This window comes from Streptomyces sp. NPDC046335 (assembly GCF_055587985.1).
In genome coordinates this window covers 198634-220001 of record NZ_JBVJFF010000005.1, presented here as the reverse complement: position 1 = coordinate 220001, position 21368 = coordinate 198634, and the positions used below count along the sequence as shown (strand labels likewise).

Sequence of the window (21368 nt, the reverse complement as noted above, 5' to 3'; positions counted from 1 at the left end):
GGCTTCGTAGGATCGAGGCATGCCTTCGAAGAACGCCGACGTACCGCCGCCGCTGCCCGCACCGCTCCGGGTGGAGGTCGCCGACTCCCACACCCACCTCGACATGCAGGCCGGCACGGTGGAGGAGGGCCTCGCCAAGGCCGCGGCGGTCGGGGTCACCACGGTCGTCCAGGTGGGCTGCGACGTACGGGGCTCGCAGTGGGCGGCGCGGACCGCCGCCGAGCACGAGAGCGTGCACGCCACCGTCGCCCTCCACCCGAACGAGGCCCCCCGCATCGTGCTCGGCGACCCCGACGGCTGGTCGCGGCAGGGCGAGCGAGAGGCGGGCGGCGACACCGCGCTCGACGAGGCGCTCGCCGAGATCGACCGGCTCGCCGCGCTGCCGCACGTCAAGGGCGTGGGCGAGACCGGCCTCGACTACTTCCGCACGGGCCCCGAGGGCATGGCCGCCCAGGAGCGTTCCTTCCGCGCCCACATCGAGATCGCCAAGCGGCACGGCAAGGCCCTCGTCATCCACGACCGCGAGGCGCACGACGACGTCCTGAGGATCCTGAAGGAGGAGGGCGCCCCGGAGCGCACCGTCTTCCACTGCTACTCCGGTGACGCGGCGATGGCCCAGGTCTGCGCCGAGCACGGCTACTTCATGTCCTTCGCGGGCAACGTCACGTTCAAGAACGCGCAGGGGCTGCGGGACGCCCTGGCCGTCGCCCCGCTGGAACTCGTCCTCGTGGAGACCGACGCGCCCTTCCTGACGCCCGCGCCGTACCGCGGACGGCCCAACGCGCCGTATCTCATTCCGGTCACAGTGCGGGCGATGGCCGAGATCCGGGGCATCGACGAGGACGCCATGGCCGCGGCGGTCTCGGCGAACAGTGCGCGCGCATTTGGTTACTGAGGGTGTAGAGGGTCCGGCCTGCTGCTGGCCGGATGGCGACACAGGGTGACGATTTCGCTTTGGAGAGTGACGAGAGCTCGGCTAGGTTCTGTCAGCCCGGTTCGGACCTCTGGAGCGTCATCGTGAGCAACTCGCCGTATGAGACCTACGAGACGTACGGGACGTATGAAGCGCCATACGCGTCTTATGAACCTTGGCCATACGGGGGTTCGTACGGGGTTCCCGAAGACGTGCCGACGGAGGGGCTTCTGCCTCGGCAGGCGTCCGTGCCGGGGGCCTCTGGAGGGCTGGAACCTGGAGGCGGGCGGGCCGGTGGGCGAGCCGGCGGGCGGGCCGAGGCCCGGCGGGGTGCGCGGCGGCGGAGGGCGGCCAGGGGGGTCGCGGGTCTCGGGGGCTCCGGAGACCTTTTCGGCGGCTGTCCTCGCCCCGAGAAGCTGCGGCGGCTCGTGCCGCAGGCGCTCGTGGTCGCGTTCCTCGCGGGCGGTACCTCCGCGTTCGTCGCGAGCGACAAGGACGTGCGGCTCAGCGTCGACGGCGAGCCGCGCACCCTGCACACCTTCGCGGACGACGTGGGGGAACTCCTCGCCGACGAGGGCGTCGTCGTGGGCAGCCACGACATCGTCGCGCCCGCCTCGGAGACGGGGCTGGCCAGCGGCGACGAGGTCGCCGTCCGCTACGGGCGGCCCCTCCGGCTCACCCTCGACGGTGAACGGCGCGAGGTGTGGACCACCGCCCGGACCGTGGACGGTGCCCTGCGGCAGCTCGGTGTGCGCGCGGAAGGGGCCCACCTGTCGGCTTCGCGCAGCCGGCGCATCGACCGGGAGGGCCTCGAACTGGCCGTCCGTACCGAGCGCACCGTCACGATCATGGCCGACGGGCGGGAGCGGATCATCCGTACGAACGCGGCGACCGTCCGGGAGGCTGTCGCGGAGTCCGGTGTGACGCTGCGGGGGCAGGACACGACCTCGGTCGCGCCCGACAGCTTTCCCCGTGACGGGCAGACGGTCACCGTCATGCGGATCACCGGTTCGCGGGAGACCCGGGAGGAGGTGATCCCCTTCGACGTGGAGCGGATCGAGGATGCCTCGCTCTTTCGCGGTACGGAGGTCGTGGCGCAGGCGGGGCAGGTGGGTACGCGGCGCGTGACGTACGCGTTGCGTTCGGTCAACGGGGTTCAGCAGCGGCCGCGGCAGATCGGCTCCGAGGTCGTCCGTGAGCCGCGGAGGCAGATCGTGAAGGTGGGTACGAGGCAGCAGCCGGCGTCGGTGGCCGGGGCGGACGGCTTGGACTGGGATTCGCTGGCGCGGTGCGAGTCGGGCGGGCGGGCGGACGCGGTCGACGCCTCCGGGACGTATGGCGGCCTGTACCAGTTCGACACCCATACCTGGCATTCCCTCGGCGGCTCGGGCCGCCCTCAGGACGCGCCGGCCGCGGAACAGACGTACCGCGCGAAGAAACTGTACGTACAGCGAGGCGCAACCCCCTGGCCCCACTGCGGCCGCCGCCTACACGGCTGACACTCACTGCCGGTCACCCCCGCCTCTCGCCGTCGTGGTGCGCCGCCGTGCCTTGGGCGTCTCGCCGTCGTGGTGCCTCGATGGTCTTTGGGGCGGGGCCGCGCCGGTATGTCCGTCCTCGCTATCGCCTGCGTGACCGAACGGCCACTTCGGATCCCCGAAGCCGTGCGTACCGTGCTCCGGGCAGACATACCGACACGTCCCCTCCGGTATCGACCCCACCCGCAACCCGCAACGGCCCACGCCCACACGAGCCGCCCTCCGCCCACCCACGCGTCCACCGCGTGGTGCCCTCGACGCCGACTGACGCTCGCGCGTCCACCGCGTGGTGCCCTCGACGCCGACCGACGCTCGCGCGTCCACCGAGAGGTGCCCCTCTCGACGCCGACTGACGCTCACGCGTCCACCGCGGAGCGCCCCTGTCTCCCGCCGTTCACGGTCCACTGCGGAGCGCCCCCCGTCTCCCGCCGCTCACGTTTCACCGCGGAGAGCCCGCACCCTCCGATGTTTCGCGCGTCCACCGCGGAGTGCCCCACCCCCCCCCGGGGACGCTCACGCGCTCACTGCGGAGTGCCCCACCCCCCCTCGGGACGCTCACGCGCTCACCGCGGAGTGTCCCGCCCCCCCCCGGACGCTGCGCGCTCGCCGCAGGGTGTCGGGTGGGTGGGTGGGGGACATCCGTCGCGGAGCGGCGGGGTAGGGGATACCACGGGGGCGGAGGAGACGGGGGTGAGGCCCAGGGGCCAGGGACCGTAACCTTGGGGCGTGAGCACTGAGCACGGCGACCTCCTCGGCCCCGCCGACATCCGCGAACTGGCCGCTGCCCTCGGCGTACGCCCGACCAAGCAGCGCGGCCAGAACTTCGTCATCGACGCCAACACCGTCCGCCGCATCGTCCGCACCGCGGAAGTCGGCCCCGAGGACGTCGTCGTCGAGGTCGGCCCGGGCCTCGGCTCCCTGACGCTGGCCCTGCTGGAGACCGCGTCCCACGTCACCGCCGTGGAGATCGACGACGTACTCGCGGGCGCGCTGCCCGCGACGATCCGGGCCCGCCTCCCGCACAAGTACGAGGCAGGCGCCTTCGACCTGGTGCACAGTGACGCCATGCTGGTGGGTGAGCTGCCGGGCCCCGCCCCGACCGCCCTGGTCGCGAACCTCCCGTACAACGTCGCCGTACCCGTACTGCTGCACATGCTCGACACTTTCCCGACCATCGAGCGCACCCTGGTGATGGTGCAGGCCGAGGTCGCCGACCGGCTCGCCGCGGGCCCCGGCTCGCGGGTGTACGGGGTGCCGTCCGTGAAGGCCAACTGGTACGCCCGGGTGAAGCGCGCCGGATCCATCGGCCGCAACGTCTTCTGGCCCGCCCCGAACGTCGACTCGGGTCTCGTCTCGCTGGTGCGGCGTGCCGAGCCGGTGAAGACCACCGCGTCGAGGCGTGAGGTCTTCGCCGTCGTCGACGCCGCCTTCGCGCAGCGCAGGAAGACGCTGCGGGCCGCCCTGTCCGGCTGGGCCGGCTCGGCGGCAGCCGCGGAGGCCGCCCTGGTCGCCGCCGGGGTCTCCCCCCAGGCGCGCGGCGAGGCCCTGACGGTGGAGGAGTTCGCGCGCATCGCCGAGCACAAGGAGGCCGCGGCGTGAGCGTGACGGTACGGGTTCCCGCGAAGGTCAACGTCCAGCTCGCCGTGGGCGCCGCCCGCCCCGACGGCTTCCACGACCTCGCCAACGTCTTCCTCGCCGTCGGGCTTTACGACGAGGTCACGGTCACCCCCGCCGACGAGCTCCGGGTGACCTGCGAGGGGCCAGGTTCCGACCAGGTGCCGCTCGACCGTACGAACCTCGCCGCCCGCGCCGCCGACCTGCTGGCAGCCCGGCGGGGGATCAGCGGGGCCGTCCACATCCACATCGCCAAGGACATCCCCGTCGCCGGCGGCATGGCGGGCGGCAGCGCGGACGCCGCGGGCGCGCTCGTGGCGTGCGACGCGCTGTGGGGCACGGAGGCCACGCGCGAGGAACTGCTCGACTTCTGCGCCGAGTTGGGCAGCGACGTGCCGTTCAGCCTGGTCGGCGGGGCCGCGCTCGGGACCGGGCGCGGCGAGAAGCTGGAGCCCCTGGAGGTCGGGGGCGACTTCCACTGGGTCTTCGCCGTGGCCGACGGAGGGCTCTCCACGCCCGCCGTGTACCGCGAGTTCGACCGGCTCACCCCGGCCGCCCCCGCCCCCGAGGCGTCCCCCGCGCTCATCGAAGCCCTGCGCGTGGGCGACGCCGAGGCCCTCGCCGCCACGGTCACCAACGACCTCCAGCCCGCGGCGCTCTCCCTCTTCCCCCCGCTCTCCGACACCCTCGCCACGGGCACGGCGGCGGGCGCCCTGGCCGCGCTGGTCTCGGGGTCCGGGCCGACGACGGCGTTCCTCACGGCCGACGCCGCGTCCGCCCGCACGGTGGCCGACGCCCTCACCGCCTCCGGCACCTGCCGCACGGCACGGGTGGCGAACTCCCCGGCCCCCGGCGCCACCCTGCTCTGAGAGCCCGGGCGGGCCGGGTACTCAGACCGCCATCTGAGTATGTGCGCGCTGACGCCCCGGCCCGGCGGCACGCGACCGTACGTACATGGGATCAAGCGTTCGCGAACTGGCCGAGAAGACGCCCTCCGGGCGCGACCGGTACATCGACCTGCTGCGCGTCGCCTCGCTCGGCACGGTCGTCATCGGGCACTGGCTGATGGCGGCCGTGACCGTCGGCGCCGACGGCCGCGCCGAGGTCGGCAACCTCCTCGCCGTCGTGCCAGGACTGCAACTCCTCACCTGGGCGTTGCAGGTCATGCCGGTGTTCTTCTTCGTCGGCGGCTTCTCCCACGCCCTGTCCCACCGCTCGCTGAGCCGCGGATCGCAGGGGCGCTCCGTCTACTCGGCCTTCCTCCGGGCGCGCCTGAAGCGGCTGCTGCGGCCCACCATGGTCTTCATCGGGGTGTGGGGCGCTGCGGCGCTCGCCCTGCAACTCCTCGGCCAGGGCGGCGGGCTGCTCGATGTGGCGCTGCGCCTCGTCGCGCAGCCGCTGTGGTTCATCGGCATCTACCTGGCGATGGTCGCCTTCACGCCGCCGCTGCTGCGGCTGCACGAGCGGTGGGGCTGGGGCGCGTTTGGGGCGCTCGTGGCGGCCGCGGGCGCGGTGGACGTGGCGCGCTTCGCGTTCGGCGTCCCGTACGTGGAGTTCCTGAACTTCGCCTTCGTCTGGCTCGCGGTGCACCAGCTCGGCTTCCTGCGGGCCGACGGCCGGCTGCGGATGCCGTACCCGAACGTCATGGCGGGTACGGGGATCGCGGGCGCCGCCCTGCTCGTCGCCCTCGGCCCGTATCCCCTCTCCATGGTCGGCATGCCCGGCGAGCGCGTCTCGAACATGGCACCGCCCACCTTCGCCCTCCTCTGCCACGGCCTGTGGCTGGTCGGCGCGGTGGAGCTGCTGCGCGGACCGGTGACGCGGTGGCTGGCGCGGCCGCGGGTGTGGCGCGGTGTGGTCGCGGCCAACGGCATCTCGATGACGGCGTTCCTCTGGCACCTGACGGCGATGCTCGCGGTGTACGGGGCGCAGCTCGCCCTTGACGTGCCGCTTCCCGAGCCCGCCTCGGCGCCCTGGTGGGCCCAGGTCCCGCTGCGCATGGCGGCGGCCGCGGCCCTGACGGCCGCCCTCGTGGCCCTCTTCCGCCGCTTCGAGCGCCCGAGCGCCGCCCGGCCTGCCGGCTCCGCCTCGGGCCCCGCGGCGGCCCTGGGCGTCACGCTCTGCCTCTTCGGCGTCCTCGGCCTGTCCATGGTCGGCTTCGGCGGCCTCCTGGAGGGCCGGACGGCGCTGCTGATAGCCGTCGACGTCACGGCCCCCGCGGCGGTGGCCATGGCCCTCGCGGGCTGGCTGCTCGTGGAGCGGGCCGGGCGCGGGGGTCACGGAGGGTGAGCGGGCCGGGACTCTGGAGCACCTGACGGTCCGCCTCCGCGGGCGACTACGCTTGAGGATCGATCGATCCCCCCAGTCAGGAGTGAAATGGCCGCGGTCAATCTGGTCAATGTCGAGGCAGTCAGCAAGGTGTACGGCACCCGTGCCCTGCTCGACGGCGTCTCACTCGGCGTGTCCGAGGGGGACAGGATCGGGGTCGTGGGGCGCAACGGCGACGGGAAGACCACCCTGATCCGGATGCTCGCCAAGCTGGAGGAGGCGGACACCGGACGGGTCACGCACAACGGCGGGCTGCGGCTCGGCGTGCTGACCCAGCACGACTCCCTCGACCCCGAGGCCACCGTCCGGCACGAGGTCATCGGCGACCTCGCCGACCACGAGTGGGCGGGCAGCGCCAAGATCAGGGACGTCCTTACGGGTCTGTTCGGCGGGCTCGACATGGCCGGCTTCCCGCAGGGCCTCGACACCGTCATCGGCCCGCTCTCCGGCGGCGAGCGGCGGCGCATCGCGCTCGCCAAGCTGCTCATCGCCGAGCAGGACCTGATCGTGCTCGACGAGCCCACCAACCACCTCGACGTCGAGGGCATCGCCTGGCTGGCCGGGCACCTGCGCACGCGCCGCTCGGCGCTCGTGTGCGTCACCCACGACCGCTGGTTCCTGGACCAGGTCTGCACCCGCATGTGGGACGTGCAGCGCGGTTCCGTCTTCGAGTACGAGGGCGGGTACTCCGACTACGTCTTCGCCCGCGCCGAGCGCGAGCGCATCGCGGCCACCGAGGAGACCAAGCGGCAGAACCTCGTGCGCAAGGAGCTGGCCTGGCTGCGCCGCGGCGCCCCGGCCCGCACCAGCAAGCCGAAGTTCCGCATCGAGGCGGCCAACGAACTGATCGCCGACGTGCCCCCGCCCCGCGACCGCAGCGAGCTGATGAAGTTCGCCACGACGCGGCTCGGCAAGACCGTCTTCGACCTGGAGGACGTCTCCGTACAGGCCGGGCCGAAGCTGCTGCTCAAGCACCTGACCTGGCAGCTCGGCCCCGGCGACCGCATCGGCCTGGTCGGTGTGAACGGCGCGGGCAAGACCTCGCTGCTGCGCGCCATGGCCGATGCCGCGCGCAGCGGCGGCGACGTACAGCCCGTGGCGGGACGGGTGGCCGTCGGCAGGACGGTGAAGCTGGCCTACCTCTCGCAGGAGGTCGCCGAGCTGAAGCCGACGCTGCGCGTCCTGGAAGCCGTGCAGCAGGTGCGCGAGCGCGTCGACCTCGGCAAGGGCCGCGAGATGACGGCCGGCCAGCTCTGCGAGATGTTCGGGTTCAGCAAGGAGAAGCAGTGGACGCCGGTCGGTGACCTCTCCGGCGGTGAGCGGCGCAGGCTCCAGCTCCTGCGGCTCCTCATGGACGAGCCGAACGTCCTCTTCCTCGACGAGCCGACCAACGATCTCGACATCGAGACGCTGACGCAGCTGGAGGACGTGCTCGACGGCTGGCCGGGCTCCATGGTCGTCATCTCCCACGACCGGTTCTTCGTCGAGCGCACGACGGACAAGGTGTACGCGCTCCTGGGCGACGCCACCATGCGGATGCTGCCCCGCGGTATCGACGAGTACCTGGAGCGGCGGCAGCGGATGACCGAAACCGCCCCCGCGTCGGGCCAGGCGGCGGCCCCCGCGCAGCCGGCCGCGGCGAAGACCGTCTCCGCCGCGGACGCCCGCGCCGCGAAGAAGGAACTCCAGAAGATCGAGCGGCAGCTCGACAAGGTCTCCGACAAGGAGAGCAAGCTGCACGCCCAAATCGCCGATAACGCCACGGACTTCGAGAAGGTGGCCAAACTGGACGCCGAATTGCGTGAACTGGTCGGCGAGCGCGAAGAGTTGGAGATGCGCTGGATGGAGCTCGCGGAAGACGCGTAGAGCTCTGGTGGAAGTCGCGTAACGGACGCATCACGGGCCGGTCCTCCCTTGGGAACAGGGGAGAGACCGGCCCCGTCCGGTACGGGGCCAGGGTGATAGAAAGGCTGATCTGAGCACCCTCTGGCGTGCCGAAAATCAGTGAAGGGGGAAGCGCTGATGACTCAGCCGCCCAACCAGCCGCCGTCCGGCGGCTTCGGAGCTCCGCAGGATCCACGGCAAGGAGGGGTGCCGCAGCCACCGGGCGGGCCGCCGCAGCAGCCGCCCGCCGCCCCGCAGCCGGGGCAGCCCCAGCCAGGCTACGGCTACCCGCAGACTCCGCCGCCCGCGAGCCCCTACAACCAGCCACCTCAGCCGCAGCAGCCGGGCCCGTACCAGCAGCCGGGGCCCTACGGGCAGCCGCAGCAGCCCGGCCCCTACGGCCAGCCGCAGCAGCCGGGTCCGTACGGGAGCCAGCCGCAGTACGGCTACCCGCAGCAGCAGCAGCAGCCGCCGACGCAGCCGCAGTTCCCTGCTGGCCCCGGTGACGGCGGCGGCGGACGCAAGAAGCTCGTGGTGATCGTCGCCGCCGCCGTGGCCGCGCTGCTGGTCGCGGGCGGTGTCACGTACGCCGTCGTCGGCGGTGACGACGGCGAGAAGAAGCCCGAGGCGAAGAAGAAGGACCCGAAGCCCTCCGCCTCCGCCCCCGCCAACCCCGGTACCGGCGACGGCGACGGCAACGAGGGCAAGGAGGACCTCAACGAGGGCCGCCGGCCCGGCGAGGCCAAGGCGCTCTGGTACAAGGAGGCCCCCAAGGTCCCCGGCTCCGGAGGCGACGCCCCGGGCATGTGGGTCCAGGGCGACAAGGTGGTCAAGGCCGCGTACAAACAGCTCTTCGCGTACGAGGCGGAGTCCGGCGACATCGCGTGGCCCGCCATCGAGTTCCCGCAGAAGATCTGTGCCGCGACACGGACGGCCACCGACGACGGCAAGATCGTGGTCGCCTTCAAGGAAGGCACCAAGAGCACCGCCAAGTGCAACCAGCTCCAGGTCATCGACCTGGAGACGGGCAAGAAGGGCTGGGGCAAGCCGGTCAAGGAGGAGGGAGCCTTCGACTTCGCGTCGCAGAGCACCCTCACCCTCGTCGGCGACGTGCTCATGGTCGGCCGCGACCAGTCCGGCACCGCCCTGCGGATGAGCGACGGCAAGAAGCTCTACGTCTCGAAGAAGAAGGACGAGGGCACCTGCTTCCCCAACGGGTTCGCGGGCGAGGGCAAGAAGCTCGTGCGGGCGCTGTCCTGCGGGTCGAGCACGCCCACCGAGCACGACGAGATGCAGCAGCTCGACCCGGAGACCGGCAGGGCCCTGTGGACCAAGAAGTTCCCCAAGGGCTGGCGCGTCAAGAAGCTGTACTCGGTCAGTCCGACGGTGGTGTACCTCGAGAACGAGGACACGAAGAAGTGGAACGTCTCGGTACTGAAGCCGAACAGCGACGAGACCCGCTCCGAGCTCATCACCAAGGACGGCTTCGCGCCCGAGTGCGACTCCTCCATCCTCAGCCGTGAACTCGCCGGGTGCCTGGGCGTGGCGACGGACGACAAGTACCTCTACCTGCCGACCGACGCCAAGAGCGGCGCCAACGAGGTGGTGGCGTTCGGCCTGTCCACCGGCAAGGAGGCCTGGCGCGTCAAGTCGCCGCTGGCGGAAACGATGCTCCCGCTGAAGGTCGAGGACGGTGAGCTGATCTCCTACGTCACCCCGTCCTACGACTCCGGCGGCCGGGTGGTCTCCATCGCGACGTCCGGTTCGCACACGCCGAAGACCCTTCTCCAGCACCCGAAGGGCACTTCGAAGATCGAGAGCGGCTTCTACTCGAAGGCGGTCGACTACGTGGACGGGCGTTTCTACATCTCCACCACCAGCATCACGGGCACCACGGGCCAGGCCAAGCTGATGCTGGCCTACGGCAAGTGACCCCGCCCCACGCGTAGTACACCCTCTCGATCCCGGGCGTCCCCCAAGCGCCTCCCGAGCTCCTCAAGCGTTCCCAAGGAATAGACGACGTCATGACCCAGCCGCCACAGCCTCCGCAGCAGCCGCCGAACGAGCCCCCGCAGGGCGGCTTCGGCGCGCCCCAGGAACCGCCGGCCGGTGGTTTCGGCGCCCCGCAGAACCCTCCGCCCGGAGGCTTCGGCCAGGCCCCGGAGCCGTCCTACGGCTACCCGCAGGCACCCGGCGCCCCGCAGACGCCCCCGCCCGCGCAGCCTCCGGCGCCTCCCGGCCAGCCGCCGCAGTCGCCGCCGCCCCCGGCGGGCCAGCCGAACTACGGCTACCCGCAGGCGCCCCAGGCCCCGCAGCAGCCTCAGGCCCCGCAGCAGCCCCAGGGCTACGGCTATCCGACGCAGCCGGCCCAGCCGCAGTACCAGCAGGGCTACCAGCAGCAGTACCAGCAGGGCTACCAGCAGCCGCCGACCATGCCGATGCAGCCGCAGCCCGGCGGCTCCGGTTCCGGTGGCGGCAGGAAGTTCGGCGGCCAGACGTCGATCATCATCGCGGCGGTCGTCGTGATCGCGCTGATCGTGGGCGGCGGCGTCTTCTACGCCTCGTCCAAGGACGACGACTCCAAGAACACCTCCCAGGGCTCCGGCGAGAAGAGCGGCAAGGGCGGCAAGGGCGGCAAGGGCGGCAGCGCCGCGCCCGAGCAGGGCCCGGCCAAGGAGAAGGCCCCGGGCGACCCCTCGGCCAAGGTGCTCATGCAGCTCCCGCAGCCGGAGGTCCCCAAGGACCAGATCTGGACCGCCGCGGGCTCGGCGCTGACCGAGGACGTGTACGCCAAGGCCGGTGTCAACGAGCTGAACGGCTACGACCCGGACACCGGCAAGGAGAAGTGGTCGATCCCGCTCCCCGGCATGACGTGCGCGATGTCGCGGGAGGTCACCGACGACGGCATCGCGGCCATCGTCACCGAGGAGACCAAGCGGGGCAAGAAGGGCGACTACGAGCCGTGCTCCAAGGTCTCCGCGGTCGACCTGAAGTCCGGCAAGAAGCTGTGGACCGAGAGCGTCGAGACCAACGGCGTGCAGGCCACGTTCAAGGAAGTCACCATCTCCGGCACCACGATCGCCGCCGGTGCGGGTGTCTCCAGCGGCGGCGCCGCCTGGGACGTGACCGGCAAGTCGCTGTGGAAGCCGAAGGTCGGCAAGTGCCAGGACGTCGGCTACGCCGGCGGTGACCAGCTGGTGGCCGTCCGCAGGTGCGGCAGCTACGGGGACTACAAGCTGAAGGTCCAGCTCCTCGACCCCAAGACCGGCGACGACAAGTGGACCTACCCGCTCGCCGACGGCATCGACAACGCCAAGATCATCTCGACGAACCCGGTCGTCTTCGGCCAGGACACCACCGAGATCACGGCGACCGGCGTGACGGACGTCTTCTCGATCGGCAGCAACGGCAAGCTCCGCGCCAAGATCGCGCTGGAGGAGGGCAAGTACGACCACGACTGCAGCGTCAACATGGTCAACGACTGCCGGGCGATCGCGGTCGGCAACGACCGGCTGTACGTGCCGACCCAGCAGCACGACGGCAGCGGCGAGAGCTACAACCGGACCAACGAGATCGTCTCCTTCTCGCTGGCCACCGGCAAGTCGACCAGTGACCGCGCCGTCGCGGGCGAGAACGGCGAGATCTTCCCGATCCGCATGGACGGCGGCAACGTCATCGCGTACAAGGCCCACGGCTACCAGCAGGGTGCCCAGGTCGTCTCGCTCGACGGCAAGACGATGAAGGAGACCAAGCTCCTGGAGACCCCCTCCTCGGAGGCGGTCACCGACGCGATCAGCGGCATGGTCCCGAAGTCGAACGAGCTCCTCTACGCCGACGGGCACCTGTTCATGGGCAAGAAGCTCCTGAGCCGGCCCTTCGACAAGGACGACAAGGACTACGTGGCGCTCGGCTTCGTCACCGAGTAACCGGTCGAGATCCCCATGCGGCAGCGGCCGCTCCCTCGCGGAACGAGGGGGCGGCCGCTGCCGTCTGCCGTTGCAGTACCACCTCGCGCCCCCGTCCGCCCCCGCATGGCAGGGATTCAGGCATTCCGGGCCGCTTATGGCGGGTAGGGGGCGCGCAACGTCGAACAAGCGTGTAGCTTCCGGGGGAATGGAGGGCCGGGGGGCCCGCGGTCCACGGGAAGCGGCAGATCGAGGCGGCCGGTGGATCAGGGGATCAGTGGGGGAGTTGGGGGGTTGCTGTGGGTGTGCGGCTCATGGTGGTCGACGATCACCGACTGCTCGCCGAGGCGCTCGCCTCGGCGCTGAAGCTGCGCGGGCACCGGGTGCTCGCCGCGGCCGCACCCGCCGCGGGGGCGGCCGACCTGGTGATCAGCCGTGCGCCGGAGGTCTGCCTGCTCGGCACGGCCACGCCCGCGGAACCGGGCATGTTCGACCCGGTGGTGCGGATCAAGCGGGAGCGCCCGCAGGTGGCGGTGGTGGTCCTCGGCCCGGTGCCGAGTCCGCGCGGGATCGCGGCGGCGTTCGCCTCGGGCGCCTCCGGATACGTACGCCATGACGAGCGCATCGAAGGAGTGGAGCGCGCCATCATGAAGGCGCGCGCCGGAGAAGCCGCCGTCGCGCCCCAGTTGCTGCAAGGTGCCTTCAGTGAGCTGCTGAATCCGGTGGCGCAGCCGGACGACGAGGGCCAGCGGCTGCTCCAGATGCTGACGCCCCGCGAGGTGGAGGTCCTGGTGCGGGTCGCGGACGGCGAGGACACCCGTCTCATCGCGGCCGGGATGGGGATAGCGCCCAGCACGGCGCGCACGCATGTGCAGCGGGTCCTGATGAAGCTCGGCGTCGGCTCCCGTCTGGAGGCCGCCGCGCTCGCCGCGCGCACCGGGCTCCTGGACCGTGCCGAGCGTCCCGCGTCGGCGTACGCGGACGAGGGTCCCGACATGCCGGCGGGGCCCGAGTCACCGCGGTGAACCCGGGCCCCGCCGTGGGCCGTCAGTCGTCCGTGGACTCCGGAGCGGGCGCGGCGACCGTCGGGCGCAGCCACAGCCAGCCCAGGAAGAACAGGCCGAGGGCGAGCATGCCGAGGCCGGTCCACAGGTTGATGTTGATGTCCTCGGCCTTGCGCAGGTCGGCGTCGGACGCGGTGATGCCGGCGATCGTCACGATGATCCCGTAGACGACGAACAGGCCGCCGATGATGCGCCGGATGTCGAAGAGACGGGCGGCTGTCGCGGACTTGCGCTCCAGCTCGGAGACTTCTTTGTGCAGTTCGGACATGGTGGTCGGTCCTCCGATCGGGGCTAGAGCGAGTACGGCAGGTAGCAGAGCGCGGCGAGTACGACGGCGCCCCAGCCGAGCAGGGCCGGCTTGCGGTACCAGGCGTCGTCACCCTCCTCGACCCCGTCGTCGTCGAGGCCGGGCGAGGCCGTTCCGTAGACCAGACCGGCGAGTTCGGCCTCCGGCTTGGGTGCGGTGAAGAGCGTGACGGCGATCATCACGACGGCACCGGCGACGAAGCCGACGATCGCCGAGACGAAGTTCGCGCCCTGGTCGCTCGGGATGTCGATGACGCCCTGCTTGTAGATCCAGAAGTAGTTGGCCATCGCGGCGCCGGTGCCCGCGACCAGGCCCCACACGCCGGATTTCATCGAGGCGCGCTTCCAGAACATGCCGATGATGAAGACCACGAACATCGGGACGTTGAAGAAGGAGAACAGCGTCTGGAGGTAACTCATGATGTTCGAGAACGACGACGCGATGAAGGCGGTGCCGATCGAGGCGAGCACACCGATCGCGGTGATGAGCCGGCCGAACTTCAGGTAGTAGCCGTCCTCCCGGTCCCTGACCACGTACTTCGCCCAGATGTCGTACGTGAAGACGGTGTTGAAGGAGGAGACGTTGGCCGCCATGCCCGCCATGAACGCGGCGAGCAGACCGGTGACCGCGATGCCGAGGACGCCGTTGGGGAGCAGCTCCTGCATCAGGTACGGGATCGCGTCGTTGTAGGTCAGGTCGGAGCCCGGCGTGCCGATCTTCGGGACCAGGACCGCGGCGACGAGGCCCGGGATCATCACCAGGAAGACGATGAAGATCTTCGGGAAGGCCGCGATCAGCGGGGTGCGCTTGGCGGCGCTGAGGTTCTTCGCGGAGAGCGCGCGCTGCACCTCGGCGAAGTTGGTCGTCCAGTAGCCGAAGGAGAGCACGAAGCCGAGGCCGAGGATGATCGTCAGCCAGTTGGCGCCGAGCGGGTTGGCGTCGCCGATGCCGGTGCCGCCCCAGGCGGTCATGAAGTTCTCGCCGTGCTGCTTCTCTATGGAGCCGGTCAGACCGTCCCAGCCGCCGACCTTCTTCAGGCCGATGACGCAGATCGGGATGAGCGCCGCGAGGATCACGAAGAACTGGAGGACCTCGTTGTAGATCGCCGAGGAGAGGCCGCCGATGGTGATGTACGCGAGCACGAAGGCACCCGCGACGACGATCGAGACCCACTGCGGCCAGCCGAGCAGCGCCTCGACGACGATCGAGAGGGCGTAGAGGTTCACGCCCGCGATCAGGATCGCCGCGAAGGCGAAGAGGGCGGAGCTGAGCAGGTGCGCCGACTTGTCGAAGCGCTGGAGCAGGAACTCCGGCACCGACCGGACCTTGCTGCGGTAGTAGAACGGCATCATGACCAGGCCGAGGAAGACCATGGCCGGGATGGCGCCGATCCAGTACCAGTGGACGACCGCGACACCGTACTGCGCTCCGGTGGCGGCCATGCCGAGGATCTCGGTGGCGCCGAGGTTCGCGGCGACGAAGGCGAGGCCGGTGACCCACGCGGGCAGTGAGCGGCCGGAGAGGAAGAAGTCGAGGCTGGTCTTGACGGAGCGCCGGGCGGCGAAGCCGATGCCGAGCACCACGGCGAAGTAGATCGCCAGGATCGCGTAGTCGAGGCCGTTGGTGGGCAGCCGAAGCCCCTCGGCCAGGGTTTGTGTGGGGGACTGCATGCGTGAACTCGCTTCGTTGCGCGAACGGATCAGACCGGAACCTACGCCTATACCTTCGATAACTGAACAGTTCTGTTGGTGTTCTTTGTTTGATTGTGATCGAGCTCTCCGGGCCGACTCCCGATCGACGGCGGATCGGCGGCGGATCGGCGGAAAGTGCCTGACGAGATCTCGGCCATTGACGGCACTGTTGGCTTGTGGTTAGTTATGTTTGGTTCTGTTGGGTAGGTGGTGAGGAGCCCCTGACGTGAAGAAGACCTCGACCCGTCTCGCCGACGGTCGTGAGCTCATCTACTACGACCAGCGCGACGACGCGGTCCGCGAGGCCGTCGACGACCGCCCGCTCGGGCCCGTCTCGACGACGTCGGAGATCCGCGAGGACCGCCTCCTCGGCGACGCGGTGGCCATCGCGTCCCACCGCCAGGGCCGCACCTACCACCCGCCGGCCGACGAGTGCCCCCTGTGCCCCTCCTCGGGGGACCGGCTCAGCGAGATCCCCGACTCCTCGTACGACGTCGTCGTCTTCGAGAACCGCTTCCCCTCGCTCGCGGGCGACGCCGGCCGCTGCGAGGTGGTCTGCTTCACCTCCGACCACGACGCGTCCTTCGCCGACCTCACCCCCGAGCAGGCCGGACTCGTCCTCGAGGCCTGGACCGACCGCACCGCCGAGCTGTCCCACCTGCCCTCCGTCGAGCAGGTCTTCTGCTTCGAGAACCGCGGCGCCGAGATCGGCGTGACCCTCGGCCACCCGCACGGCCAGATCTACGCCTATCCGTTCGTCACGCCCCGCACCGACCTGATGCTCCGCTCGCTGGCCGCGCACAAGACGGGGACCGGCGGCCGCAACCTCTTCGACGACGTCCTCGCCGACGAGCGCGCCGGCGAACGCGTCGTCCTGGAGGGCGAGCACTGGGTCGCCTTCGTCCCGTACGCCGCGCACTGGCCCTACGAGGTGCACCTCTACCCCAAGCGCCGCGTGCCCGACCTGCTCGCGCTGGACGAGGCCGCGCGCACAGAGTTCCCACAGATCTATCTGGAACTCTTGAGGCGCTTCGACCGGATCTTCGACGACGAGTCGGGGAAGACCCCCGGCGGATCGGGGAAGTCCCGCACGCCCTACATCGCCGCCTGGCACCAGGCACCCTTCGGCGCGCTGGAGGGACATGACGGGATCAATCGGGACGACTTCGCCCTCCACCTCGAACTTTTCACGATCCGCCGCACTTCGGGCAAGCTGAAGTTCCTCGCGGGTTCCGAATCCGGTATGAGCGTGTTCATCAACGACGTGCCGCCGGAAGCCGCGGCCGAGCGACTGCGAGAGGTAGCGAGTTCATGAGCGGTAAGTACCTGGTCACCGGCGGCGCGGGCTATGTCGGGAGCGTGGTGGCACAGCACCTGATCGAGGCCGGGCACGAGGTGACCGTCCTCGACAACCTCTCCACCGGCTTCCGCGAGGGCGTCCCCGCGGGCGCCGCGTTCATCGAGGGCGACATCCGCGATGCCGCCAAGTGGCTGGACTCCTCGTACGACGCCGTCCTGCACTTCGCCGCGTTCTCGCAGGTCGGCGAGTCCGTCGCCAAGCCCGAGAAGTACTGGGACAACAACGTCGGCGGCACCCTGGCGCTGCTCGCCGCGATGCGCGACGCCGACGTGCGTAAACTCGTCTTCTCCTCGACGGCCGCCACGTACGGCGAGCCGGTCAGCACCCCCATCACGGAGACCGACCCGACCGCGCCCACCTCGCCCTACGGCGCCTCGAAGCTCGCCGTCGACCACATGATCACCGGTGAGGCCACCGCCCACGGCCTGGCCGCCGTCTCGCTGCGGTACTTCAACGTCGCGGGCGCGTACGGCTCCTGCGGCGAGCGCCACGACCCCGAGTCGCACCTCATCCCGCTCGTCCTCCAGGTCGCGCAGGGCAGGCGCGAGGCCATCAACGTCTTCGGCGACGACTACCCCACCGACGACGGCACCTGCGTACGCGACTACATCCACGTCGCCGACCTCGCCGAGGCCCACCTCCTCGCCGTCGGCGCGGCCACCCCCGGCGAGCACCTGATCTGCAACCTCGGCAACGGCAACGGCTTCTCCGTGCGCCAGGTCATCGAGACCGTCCGCCAGGTCACCGGGCACCCCATCCCCGAGGTGACGGCCCCGCGTCGCGACGGCGACCCGGCGGTCCTGGTCGCCTCCGCAGCCACCGCGCGCGAGAAGCTCGGCTGGCAACCGTCCCGCGCGGACCTCGCGGGCATCGTCGCCGACGCCTGGGCCTTCGCCCAGCGAAAGGGGTAGTTCTCATGGGTACGGCATCCGAAGTCGCCGCGCAGTTCGAGGCGTTGTACGGCCGCGCGCCGGACGGGGTCTGGTCGGCCCCCGGCCGCGTCAACCTCATCGGCGAGTACACGGACTTCAACGAGGGCTTCGTGATGCCGCTCGCCCTCCCGCACACCGCGGTCGCCGCCGTCGCCCGGCGCGACGACGGCGTCCTGCGGCTGCACTCCGCGGACGTCGACGTCCCGCTGGTGGAACTGCGTGCCGACGAGCTGACGCCGCTGTCGGACGGCGGCTGGGCGGCGTATCCCGCGGGGGTCGTGTGGGCGCTGCGGGAAGCCGGTCACCAGGTGTCCGGCGCCGACCTGCACCTCGCCTCGACGGTCCCCACGGGCGCGGGCCTCTCCTCATCGGCCGCCCTTGAGGTCGTCACCGCGTACGCCCTGAACGACCTGTTCGGGCTCGGCCTCACCGAACCCGAACTCGCGGTCCTGGCCCAGCGCGCCGAGAACGCCTTCGTCGGCGTGCCCTGCGGCGTCATGGACCAGATGGCGTCCGCGTGCTGCACCGACGGCCACGCCCTGCACCTGGACTGCCGCGACCTGTCCATACGCCAGGTCCCCTTCGACCTGGCGGCCCAGGGCATGCGGCTCCTGGTGGTCGACACCCGCGTCAAGCACGCCCTCGGCGACGGCGCCTACGCCGAGCGCCGCGCGGGCTGCGAGGAGGGCGCCCGCATCCTCGGCGTCAGCCACCTGCGCGACGTGCCGTACGAGGATCTCCCGGCGGCTCTGTCGAAGCTCGCGGACGACAGGATCCGCCGCTACGTCCGCCACATCGTCTCCGACGACCACCGCGTGGAGCGGGTCATCGGCCTGCTGGACGCCGGTGACGTCCGCGCCATCGGCCCCGTCCTGACCGAGGGCCACGCCTCGCTCCGCGACGACCTGCGGATCTCCTGCCCGGAGCTGGACCTGGTGGTGAGCACGGCCAACGCCGCGGGCGCGCTCGGGGCCCGCATGACGGGCGGCGGCTTCGGCGGCTCCGCGATCGTCCTGGTGGAGTCGCAGGACGCGGAAGCGGTCACGAAGTCCGTCCTGGACGCCTTCGTGACGGCGGGCTTCACGGCGCCCCGGATCTTCCCCGCGGTGGCGTCGGCGGGGGCGCGCAGGGAGCTCTGAGAGGTTTCTGAGAGGTCCGGAAAACTTTTCTCCCTCGGGCGGTCACAAAGTCCCGGCGGGGTCCGTCATGGCAGTGAACGGCCACCAAGGACCGTCTGCCGGGGCGTGACACCACGCGACCGGCGCCGCCCGCCCGAGAAGGAGCCCCAGATGTCCACCGCTCACATCATCGTCACCCTCCTGGCCGCCGCGATGGTCGGCTTCTCGGCCGTCTCGGTCTTCCAGCGCGCGAAGTGGGTCGTCGAGCCCATGGCCGACTACGGCATCCCGATGTCCTGGCTCCCCTGGCTCGGCACCGCCAAGGCCGCGGGCGCGGCGGGCCTGGTGGCGGGCCTGTTCATCCCGTACGTAGGGGCGGCCGCCGGCATCGCGCTGGTCCTGTACTTCACGGGCGCGGTCGTCTTCGTGGTCCGCGCCCGCTGGTACGCCCACATCCCGTTCCCCCTGGTGTACGCGGCCCCGGTGGCCGCCGCCCTGTGGCTGGCGGCGTGACCGGGCCACTCGGCGAGCAGGACGACGCGGTGTGGGGCGTGGTCCTATGGTCGACGGGCGCTCACAGGTCACCTGCTGCGATCACCTCAGCCCGGGTGCGGGTCACCGTCAGGTGCTTCGGGTCGTCGACCGGCCACTCCATGCCTCCGCGTGCGGGGCGCAGCCAGACGACGCCCTTCCGGACGTCGGTGACGATGGCGCGGTGCGGTCCGTCCCGGACTTCGTCGCCCACGGAGGGCAGGGGCTCGTTCATCCGTCGCTCGCCTTCAGGTCGACCCAGACGCGTTTGCCCCAGGCGCGCGGGCCGGTGCCCAACAGGTCGTAGCCCCACCGGTCGGCGAGCTCGTCCACCAGTAGCAGCCCGCGGCCGTCCACCGCGTCCAGCCTCCGGGGGCGTGGTTCAGGAGTCCGGCCGGGGTCGAGGTCGACCACTGCCAGGTAGACCCGTACCGGGGAGGCACGCCGGACGATGATGCGGACCGAGGGCCCGCGCGTAGCGGACGTCACGTTGTATCCGGGGTGCGTGGTGTGGGGGCGCGTTGCGGCCATGCGTGTCATCGCCAAACCTCGTGTCGGGTGCGTCTCACCGACCGTAGGGGCAGGCGGAGGTGGGGTCAGGTACAGGCTGTACCCCCGTCCGCAGGGGTGCGGCCTGTACCCCTAAGCGGCGACCCCCAGTCGTCGCGCGAGCCCGCGAGCGTCCTCGCGGACCAGCGCACTGTCGTCCTGAGACAACTCCAGCGCGGTGCTCCTGGCGAAGAAGTTGAATCGCGCGGTCTCCGGACTCGCCTCGTACGCCTTGCCCACGAGGTGCAGGACGGACAGCACCTCGCCCTTCAGGTGCAGTGCGCGTGCGGTCTCGATGATGTGGAAGCTGCGGCGGGTGGCCGACGGCATGGTGGCGAGGTCGACGTGGGTCGCCGCGTCGACCGCCGCACCGACCCGCACGAGGTCGGTGTTCATGGTGATCGCGTAGGCGTCGACCATGCCCTGCCCGAACATCAGCCACGGATGTACATATCCGGGGAGACGACGCGCCGCTTCATTGGCCTTGTCGAAATGGTGCTCGGCGGATCCCTTGGACCCCACCTTCGCGTACGACAGGGCCGCCGCCAGATGCAGAAGCCCGGAGAGCGCGATGTCCTCGGGGCCTCGATCAGGGTGTAGAAGACCGGCCGCGCGCATCGCCAGATCGACGCGGGCCTCGTGGGCCTCGCCGGCGTCACGGAAGACGTGGTTCAGGTACCAGGCCGCAGCCGCGATCGCGCGCGGGCTGTCGGCGTCCTGAGCTGCCGTCATCGACCGGTCACCGGCCAGCATGATCAGCTCGGGGGCAGGCTGGAAGCTCAGGTAGAGCTGCGCCAGGTGGTAGGCCTGCGCCAGGCAGACCAGGGTGCGCCGCCGCTCGGAGTCTTCGTGTACGCGTGCTCCGTACTGGAGATCCGCAAGGAGCCCGGGCAGGAGTTCCGCGACCCGCGAGCGGTGCTCACCGAATCCGTGCCAGGACCGCCAGGCTTCCCGCACCCTGTCGGCCAGCACCGGCGCGGACACCGGCTCCTGATCACGTGTCAGTTCGTACGAGATCAAGGCGTCCTTCACCCGGACCAACTTCGGGTGCGCGGCTTTGGTGTAGGCGGCGAGCGTCACCCGTTCGTCTCCTGTGAGGGAGGAGAGGTCATCGGTACCCAGCGCTTCCGCCAGCCGCAGCAGGAGCGGATAACGCGGCATGCCCCGCCTACCGGTCTCGATCGACTTCACCCACTCCGTGCTTCGACCGACGAGACCGGCCAGCACCGGCCGGGTCAGTCCCCTACGCTCGCGTGCTTGCTGTATCCGTTGACCGAACGTGCGGGGCGGCGGGCCGTTTTCAGCGTCGTGCGCCATGATGGGCTCCGTTCTGACGTCGCATCCAGAACGCTACCCGCACCCATGGGAGCGGGGGGGACACCTCGGGGTCAGTCTGCGGCCTTCACGCTGTCGACGAAGGTGGTGAAGGCTGCGGCCGATGTGGTCAGACCGGTTCGGTCACGGTCTTTGGAGTCACGTAGCAGGGCCCACGACTGGACGTGAGCGACCTCTACGCATTCGTTGTTCGCCGCGCTGTAACTGCTCCTGCGCCAGTTCGCTGACGCGATCTGCGCGGCAATCGGTGCTTCGTTCATCGGGTGAGCTCCAGTCTGCTGGGGGTAGCAGGGCAAAGC

19 protein-coding genes are annotated in these 21368 nt (G+C 70.8%); 13 read left to right on the top strand and 6 right to left on the bottom strand.

The genetic code is table 11. From position 1 onward, the window contains the following. Nucleotides 1-19: 19 nt before the first annotated feature. From ACZ6JY_RS13410 to ACZ6JY_RS13370, 9 genes are all read left to right on the top strand, one after another. On the top strand, nt 20-895 hold the full coding sequence (locus tag ACZ6JY_RS13410; protein ID WP_469195424.1) for a TatD family hydrolase: 876 nt from the start codon (nt 20-22) through the stop codon (nt 893-895). A gap of 122 nt (nt 896-1017) precedes the next feature. Then, on the top strand, nt 1018-2412 hold the full coding sequence (locus ACZ6JY_RS13405) for a ubiquitin-like domain-containing protein (protein ID WP_469195422.1): 1395 nt from the start codon (nt 1018-1020) through the stop codon (nt 2410-2412). A gap of 765 nt (nt 2413-3177) precedes the next feature. Continuing rightward, nucleotides 3178-4050, top strand: a complete 873-nt coding sequence (rsmA, locus tag ACZ6JY_RS13400) for a 16S rRNA (adenine(1518)-N(6)/adenine(1519)-N(6))-dimethyltransferase RsmA (RefSeq protein ID WP_469195420.1) — start codon at nt 3178-3180, stop codon at nt 4048-4050. Further along, nucleotides 4047-4934 (top strand): 4-(cytidine 5'-diphospho)-2-C-methyl-D-erythritol kinase, encoded by an 888-nt coding sequence (locus tag ACZ6JY_RS13395; RefSeq protein WP_469195418.1) that lies wholly within the window; start codon nt 4047-4049, stop codon nt 4932-4934. The genes rsmA and ACZ6JY_RS13395 overlap by 4 nt, the downstream gene beginning before the upstream one ends. A gap of 85 nt (nt 4935-5019) precedes the next feature. Then, complete coding sequence (locus ACZ6JY_RS13390; protein ID WP_469195416.1) at nt 5020-6354, top strand: acyltransferase family protein; 1335 nt, start codon at nt 5020-5022, stop codon at nt 6352-6354. Between the two features lie 87 nt (nt 6355-6441). Then, nucleotides 6442-8259, top strand: a complete 1818-nt coding sequence (locus ACZ6JY_RS13385) for an ABC-F family ATP-binding cassette domain-containing protein (RefSeq protein ID WP_469195415.1) — start codon at nt 6442-6444, stop codon at nt 8257-8259. A 225-nt stretch (nt 8260-8484) separates the two neighbouring features. Further along, nucleotides 8485-10209: an outer membrane protein assembly factor BamB family protein gene (locus ACZ6JY_RS13380; protein ID WP_469195413.1), complete on the top strand. Its 1725-nt coding sequence runs from the start codon at nt 8485-8487 to the stop codon at nt 10207-10209. A 92-nt stretch (nt 10210-10301) separates the two neighbouring features. After that, entirely contained in the window at nt 10302-12203 is a 1902-nt protein-coding gene (locus ACZ6JY_RS13375) for an outer membrane protein assembly factor BamB family protein (RefSeq protein WP_469195411.1), read from the top strand. Between the two features lie 293 nt (nt 12204-12496). After that, entirely contained in the window at nt 12497-13207 is a 711-nt protein-coding gene (locus ACZ6JY_RS13370; RefSeq protein ID WP_469195409.1) for a helix-turn-helix transcriptional regulator, read from the top strand. A gap of 22 nt (nt 13208-13229) precedes the next feature. On the opposite strand, the gene ACZ6JY_RS13365 is transcribed toward ACZ6JY_RS13370, so the two are convergent. After that, entirely contained in the window at nt 13230-13514 is a 285-nt protein-coding gene (locus ACZ6JY_RS13365; RefSeq protein WP_469195407.1) for a hypothetical protein, read from the bottom strand. 23 nt (nt 13515-13537) lie between these two features. Beyond that, the gene (locus tag ACZ6JY_RS13360; RefSeq protein WP_469195405.1) at nt 13538-15223 is read right to left on the bottom strand and encodes a sodium:solute symporter family protein; all 1686 of its coding nucleotides are present in this window, start codon (nt 15221-15223) and stop codon (nt 13538-13540) included. A gap of 247 nt (nt 15224-15470) precedes the next feature. Here ACZ6JY_RS13360 and galT point away from each other — a divergent pair, with 247 nt between their 5' ends. The 4 genes from galT (at nt 15471) to ACZ6JY_RS13340 (ending at nt 19167) form a co-directional block, all read left to right on the top strand. Next, a complete protein-coding gene (galT, locus tag ACZ6JY_RS13355; RefSeq protein WP_469195404.1) occupies nt 15471-16559 on the top strand; it encodes a galactose-1-phosphate uridylyltransferase in 1089 nt (362 codons plus the stop codon). Beyond that, entirely contained in the window at nt 16556-17515 is a 960-nt protein-coding gene (gene galE / locus ACZ6JY_RS13350) for a UDP-glucose 4-epimerase GalE (protein ID WP_469195402.1), read from the top strand. The genes galT and galE overlap by 4 nt, the downstream gene beginning before the upstream one ends. 5 nt (nt 17516-17520) lie before the next feature. After that, nucleotides 17521-18675 carry a galactokinase gene (galK, locus tag ACZ6JY_RS13345; RefSeq protein WP_469195400.1) on the top strand — a complete coding sequence of 385 codons (1155 nt, stop codon included), beginning with the start codon at nt 17521-17523 and terminating at the stop codon, nt 18673-18675. A gap of 150 nt (nt 18676-18825) precedes the next feature. Next, complete coding sequence (locus ACZ6JY_RS13340; RefSeq protein WP_469195398.1) at nt 18826-19167, top strand: DoxX family protein; 342 nt, start codon at nt 18826-18828, stop codon at nt 19165-19167. A gap of 61 nt (nt 19168-19228) precedes the next feature. On the opposite strand, the gene ACZ6JY_RS13335 is transcribed toward ACZ6JY_RS13340, so the two are convergent. From ACZ6JY_RS13335 to ACZ6JY_RS13320, 4 genes are all read right to left on the bottom strand, one after another. Next, a complete protein-coding gene (locus ACZ6JY_RS13335) occupies nt 19229-19420 on the bottom strand; it encodes a hypothetical protein (protein WP_469195396.1) in 192 nt (63 codons plus the stop codon). After that, entirely contained in the window at nt 19417-19716 is a 300-nt protein-coding gene (locus tag ACZ6JY_RS13330; protein WP_469195394.1) for an ATP-binding protein, read from the bottom strand. The genes ACZ6JY_RS13335 and ACZ6JY_RS13330 overlap by 4 nt, the downstream gene beginning before the upstream one ends. A 111-nt stretch (nt 19717-19827) precedes the next feature. Further along, nucleotides 19828-21051, bottom strand: coding sequence for a helix-turn-helix domain-containing protein (locus tag ACZ6JY_RS13325; RefSeq protein ID WP_469195392.1), 1224 nt, complete (start codon nt 21049-21051; stop codon nt 19828-19830). A 71-nt stretch (nt 21052-21122) separates the two neighbouring features. Further along, nucleotides 21123-21329, bottom strand: a complete 207-nt coding sequence (locus ACZ6JY_RS13320) for a DUF397 domain-containing protein (protein ID WP_469195391.1) — start codon at nt 21327-21329, stop codon at nt 21123-21125. Nucleotides 21330-21368: the final 39 nt, after the last annotated feature.

What these genes read in the sequence shown, in the direction of transcription:
- ACZ6JY_RS13385 (WP_469195415.1), top strand. Translation starts at nt 6,442, where the DNA reads ATGGCCGCGGTCAATCTGGTCAATGTCGAGGCAGTCAGCAAGGTGTAC.
- ACZ6JY_RS13370 (WP_469195409.1), top strand. Translation starts at nt 12,497, where the DNA reads ATGGTGGTCGACGATCACCGACTGCTCGCCGAGGCGCTCGCCTCGGCG.
- ACZ6JY_RS13410 (WP_469195424.1), top strand. Translation starts at nt 20, where the DNA reads ATGCCTTCGAAGAACGCCGACGTACCGCCGCCGCTGCCCGCACCGCTC.
- ACZ6JY_RS13390 (WP_469195416.1), top strand. Translation starts at nt 5,020, where the DNA reads ATGGGATCAAGCGTTCGCGAACTGGCCGAGAAGACGCCCTCCGGGCGC.
- ACZ6JY_RS13365 (WP_469195407.1), bottom strand. Translation starts at nt 13,514, where the DNA reads ATGTCCGAACTGCACAAAGAAGTCTCCGAGCTGGAGCGCAAGTCCGCG.
- ACZ6JY_RS13340 (WP_469195398.1), top strand. Translation starts at nt 18,826, where the DNA reads ATGTCCACCGCTCACATCATCGTCACCCTCCTGGCCGCCGCGATGGTC.
- ACZ6JY_RS13360 (WP_469195405.1), bottom strand. Translation starts at nt 15,223, where the DNA reads ATGCAGTCCCCCACACAAACCCTGGCCGAGGGGCTTCGGCTGCCCACC.
- ACZ6JY_RS13330 (WP_469195394.1), bottom strand. Translation starts at nt 19,716, where the DNA reads ATGGCCGCAACGCGCCCCCACACCACGCACCCCGGATACAACGTGACG.
- galE (WP_469195402.1), top strand. Translation starts at nt 16,556, where the DNA reads ATGAGCGGTAAGTACCTGGTCACCGGCGGCGCGGGCTATGTCGGGAGC.
- ACZ6JY_RS13325 (WP_469195392.1), bottom strand. Translation starts at nt 21,051, where the DNA reads ATGGCGCACGACGCTGAAAACGGCCCGCCGCCCCGCACGTTCGGTCAA.
- galK (WP_469195400.1), top strand. Translation starts at nt 17,521, where the DNA reads ATGGGTACGGCATCCGAAGTCGCCGCGCAGTTCGAGGCGTTGTACGGC.
- ACZ6JY_RS13320 (WP_469195391.1), bottom strand. Translation starts at nt 21,329, where the DNA reads ATGAACGAAGCACCGATTGCCGCGCAGATCGCGTCAGCGAACTGGCGC.
- ACZ6JY_RS13335 (WP_469195396.1), bottom strand. Translation starts at nt 19,420, where the DNA reads ATGAACGAGCCCCTGCCCTCCGTGGGCGACGAAGTCCGGGACGGACCG.
- ACZ6JY_RS13375 (WP_469195411.1), top strand. Translation starts at nt 10,302, where the DNA reads ATGACCCAGCCGCCACAGCCTCCGCAGCAGCCGCCGAACGAGCCCCCG.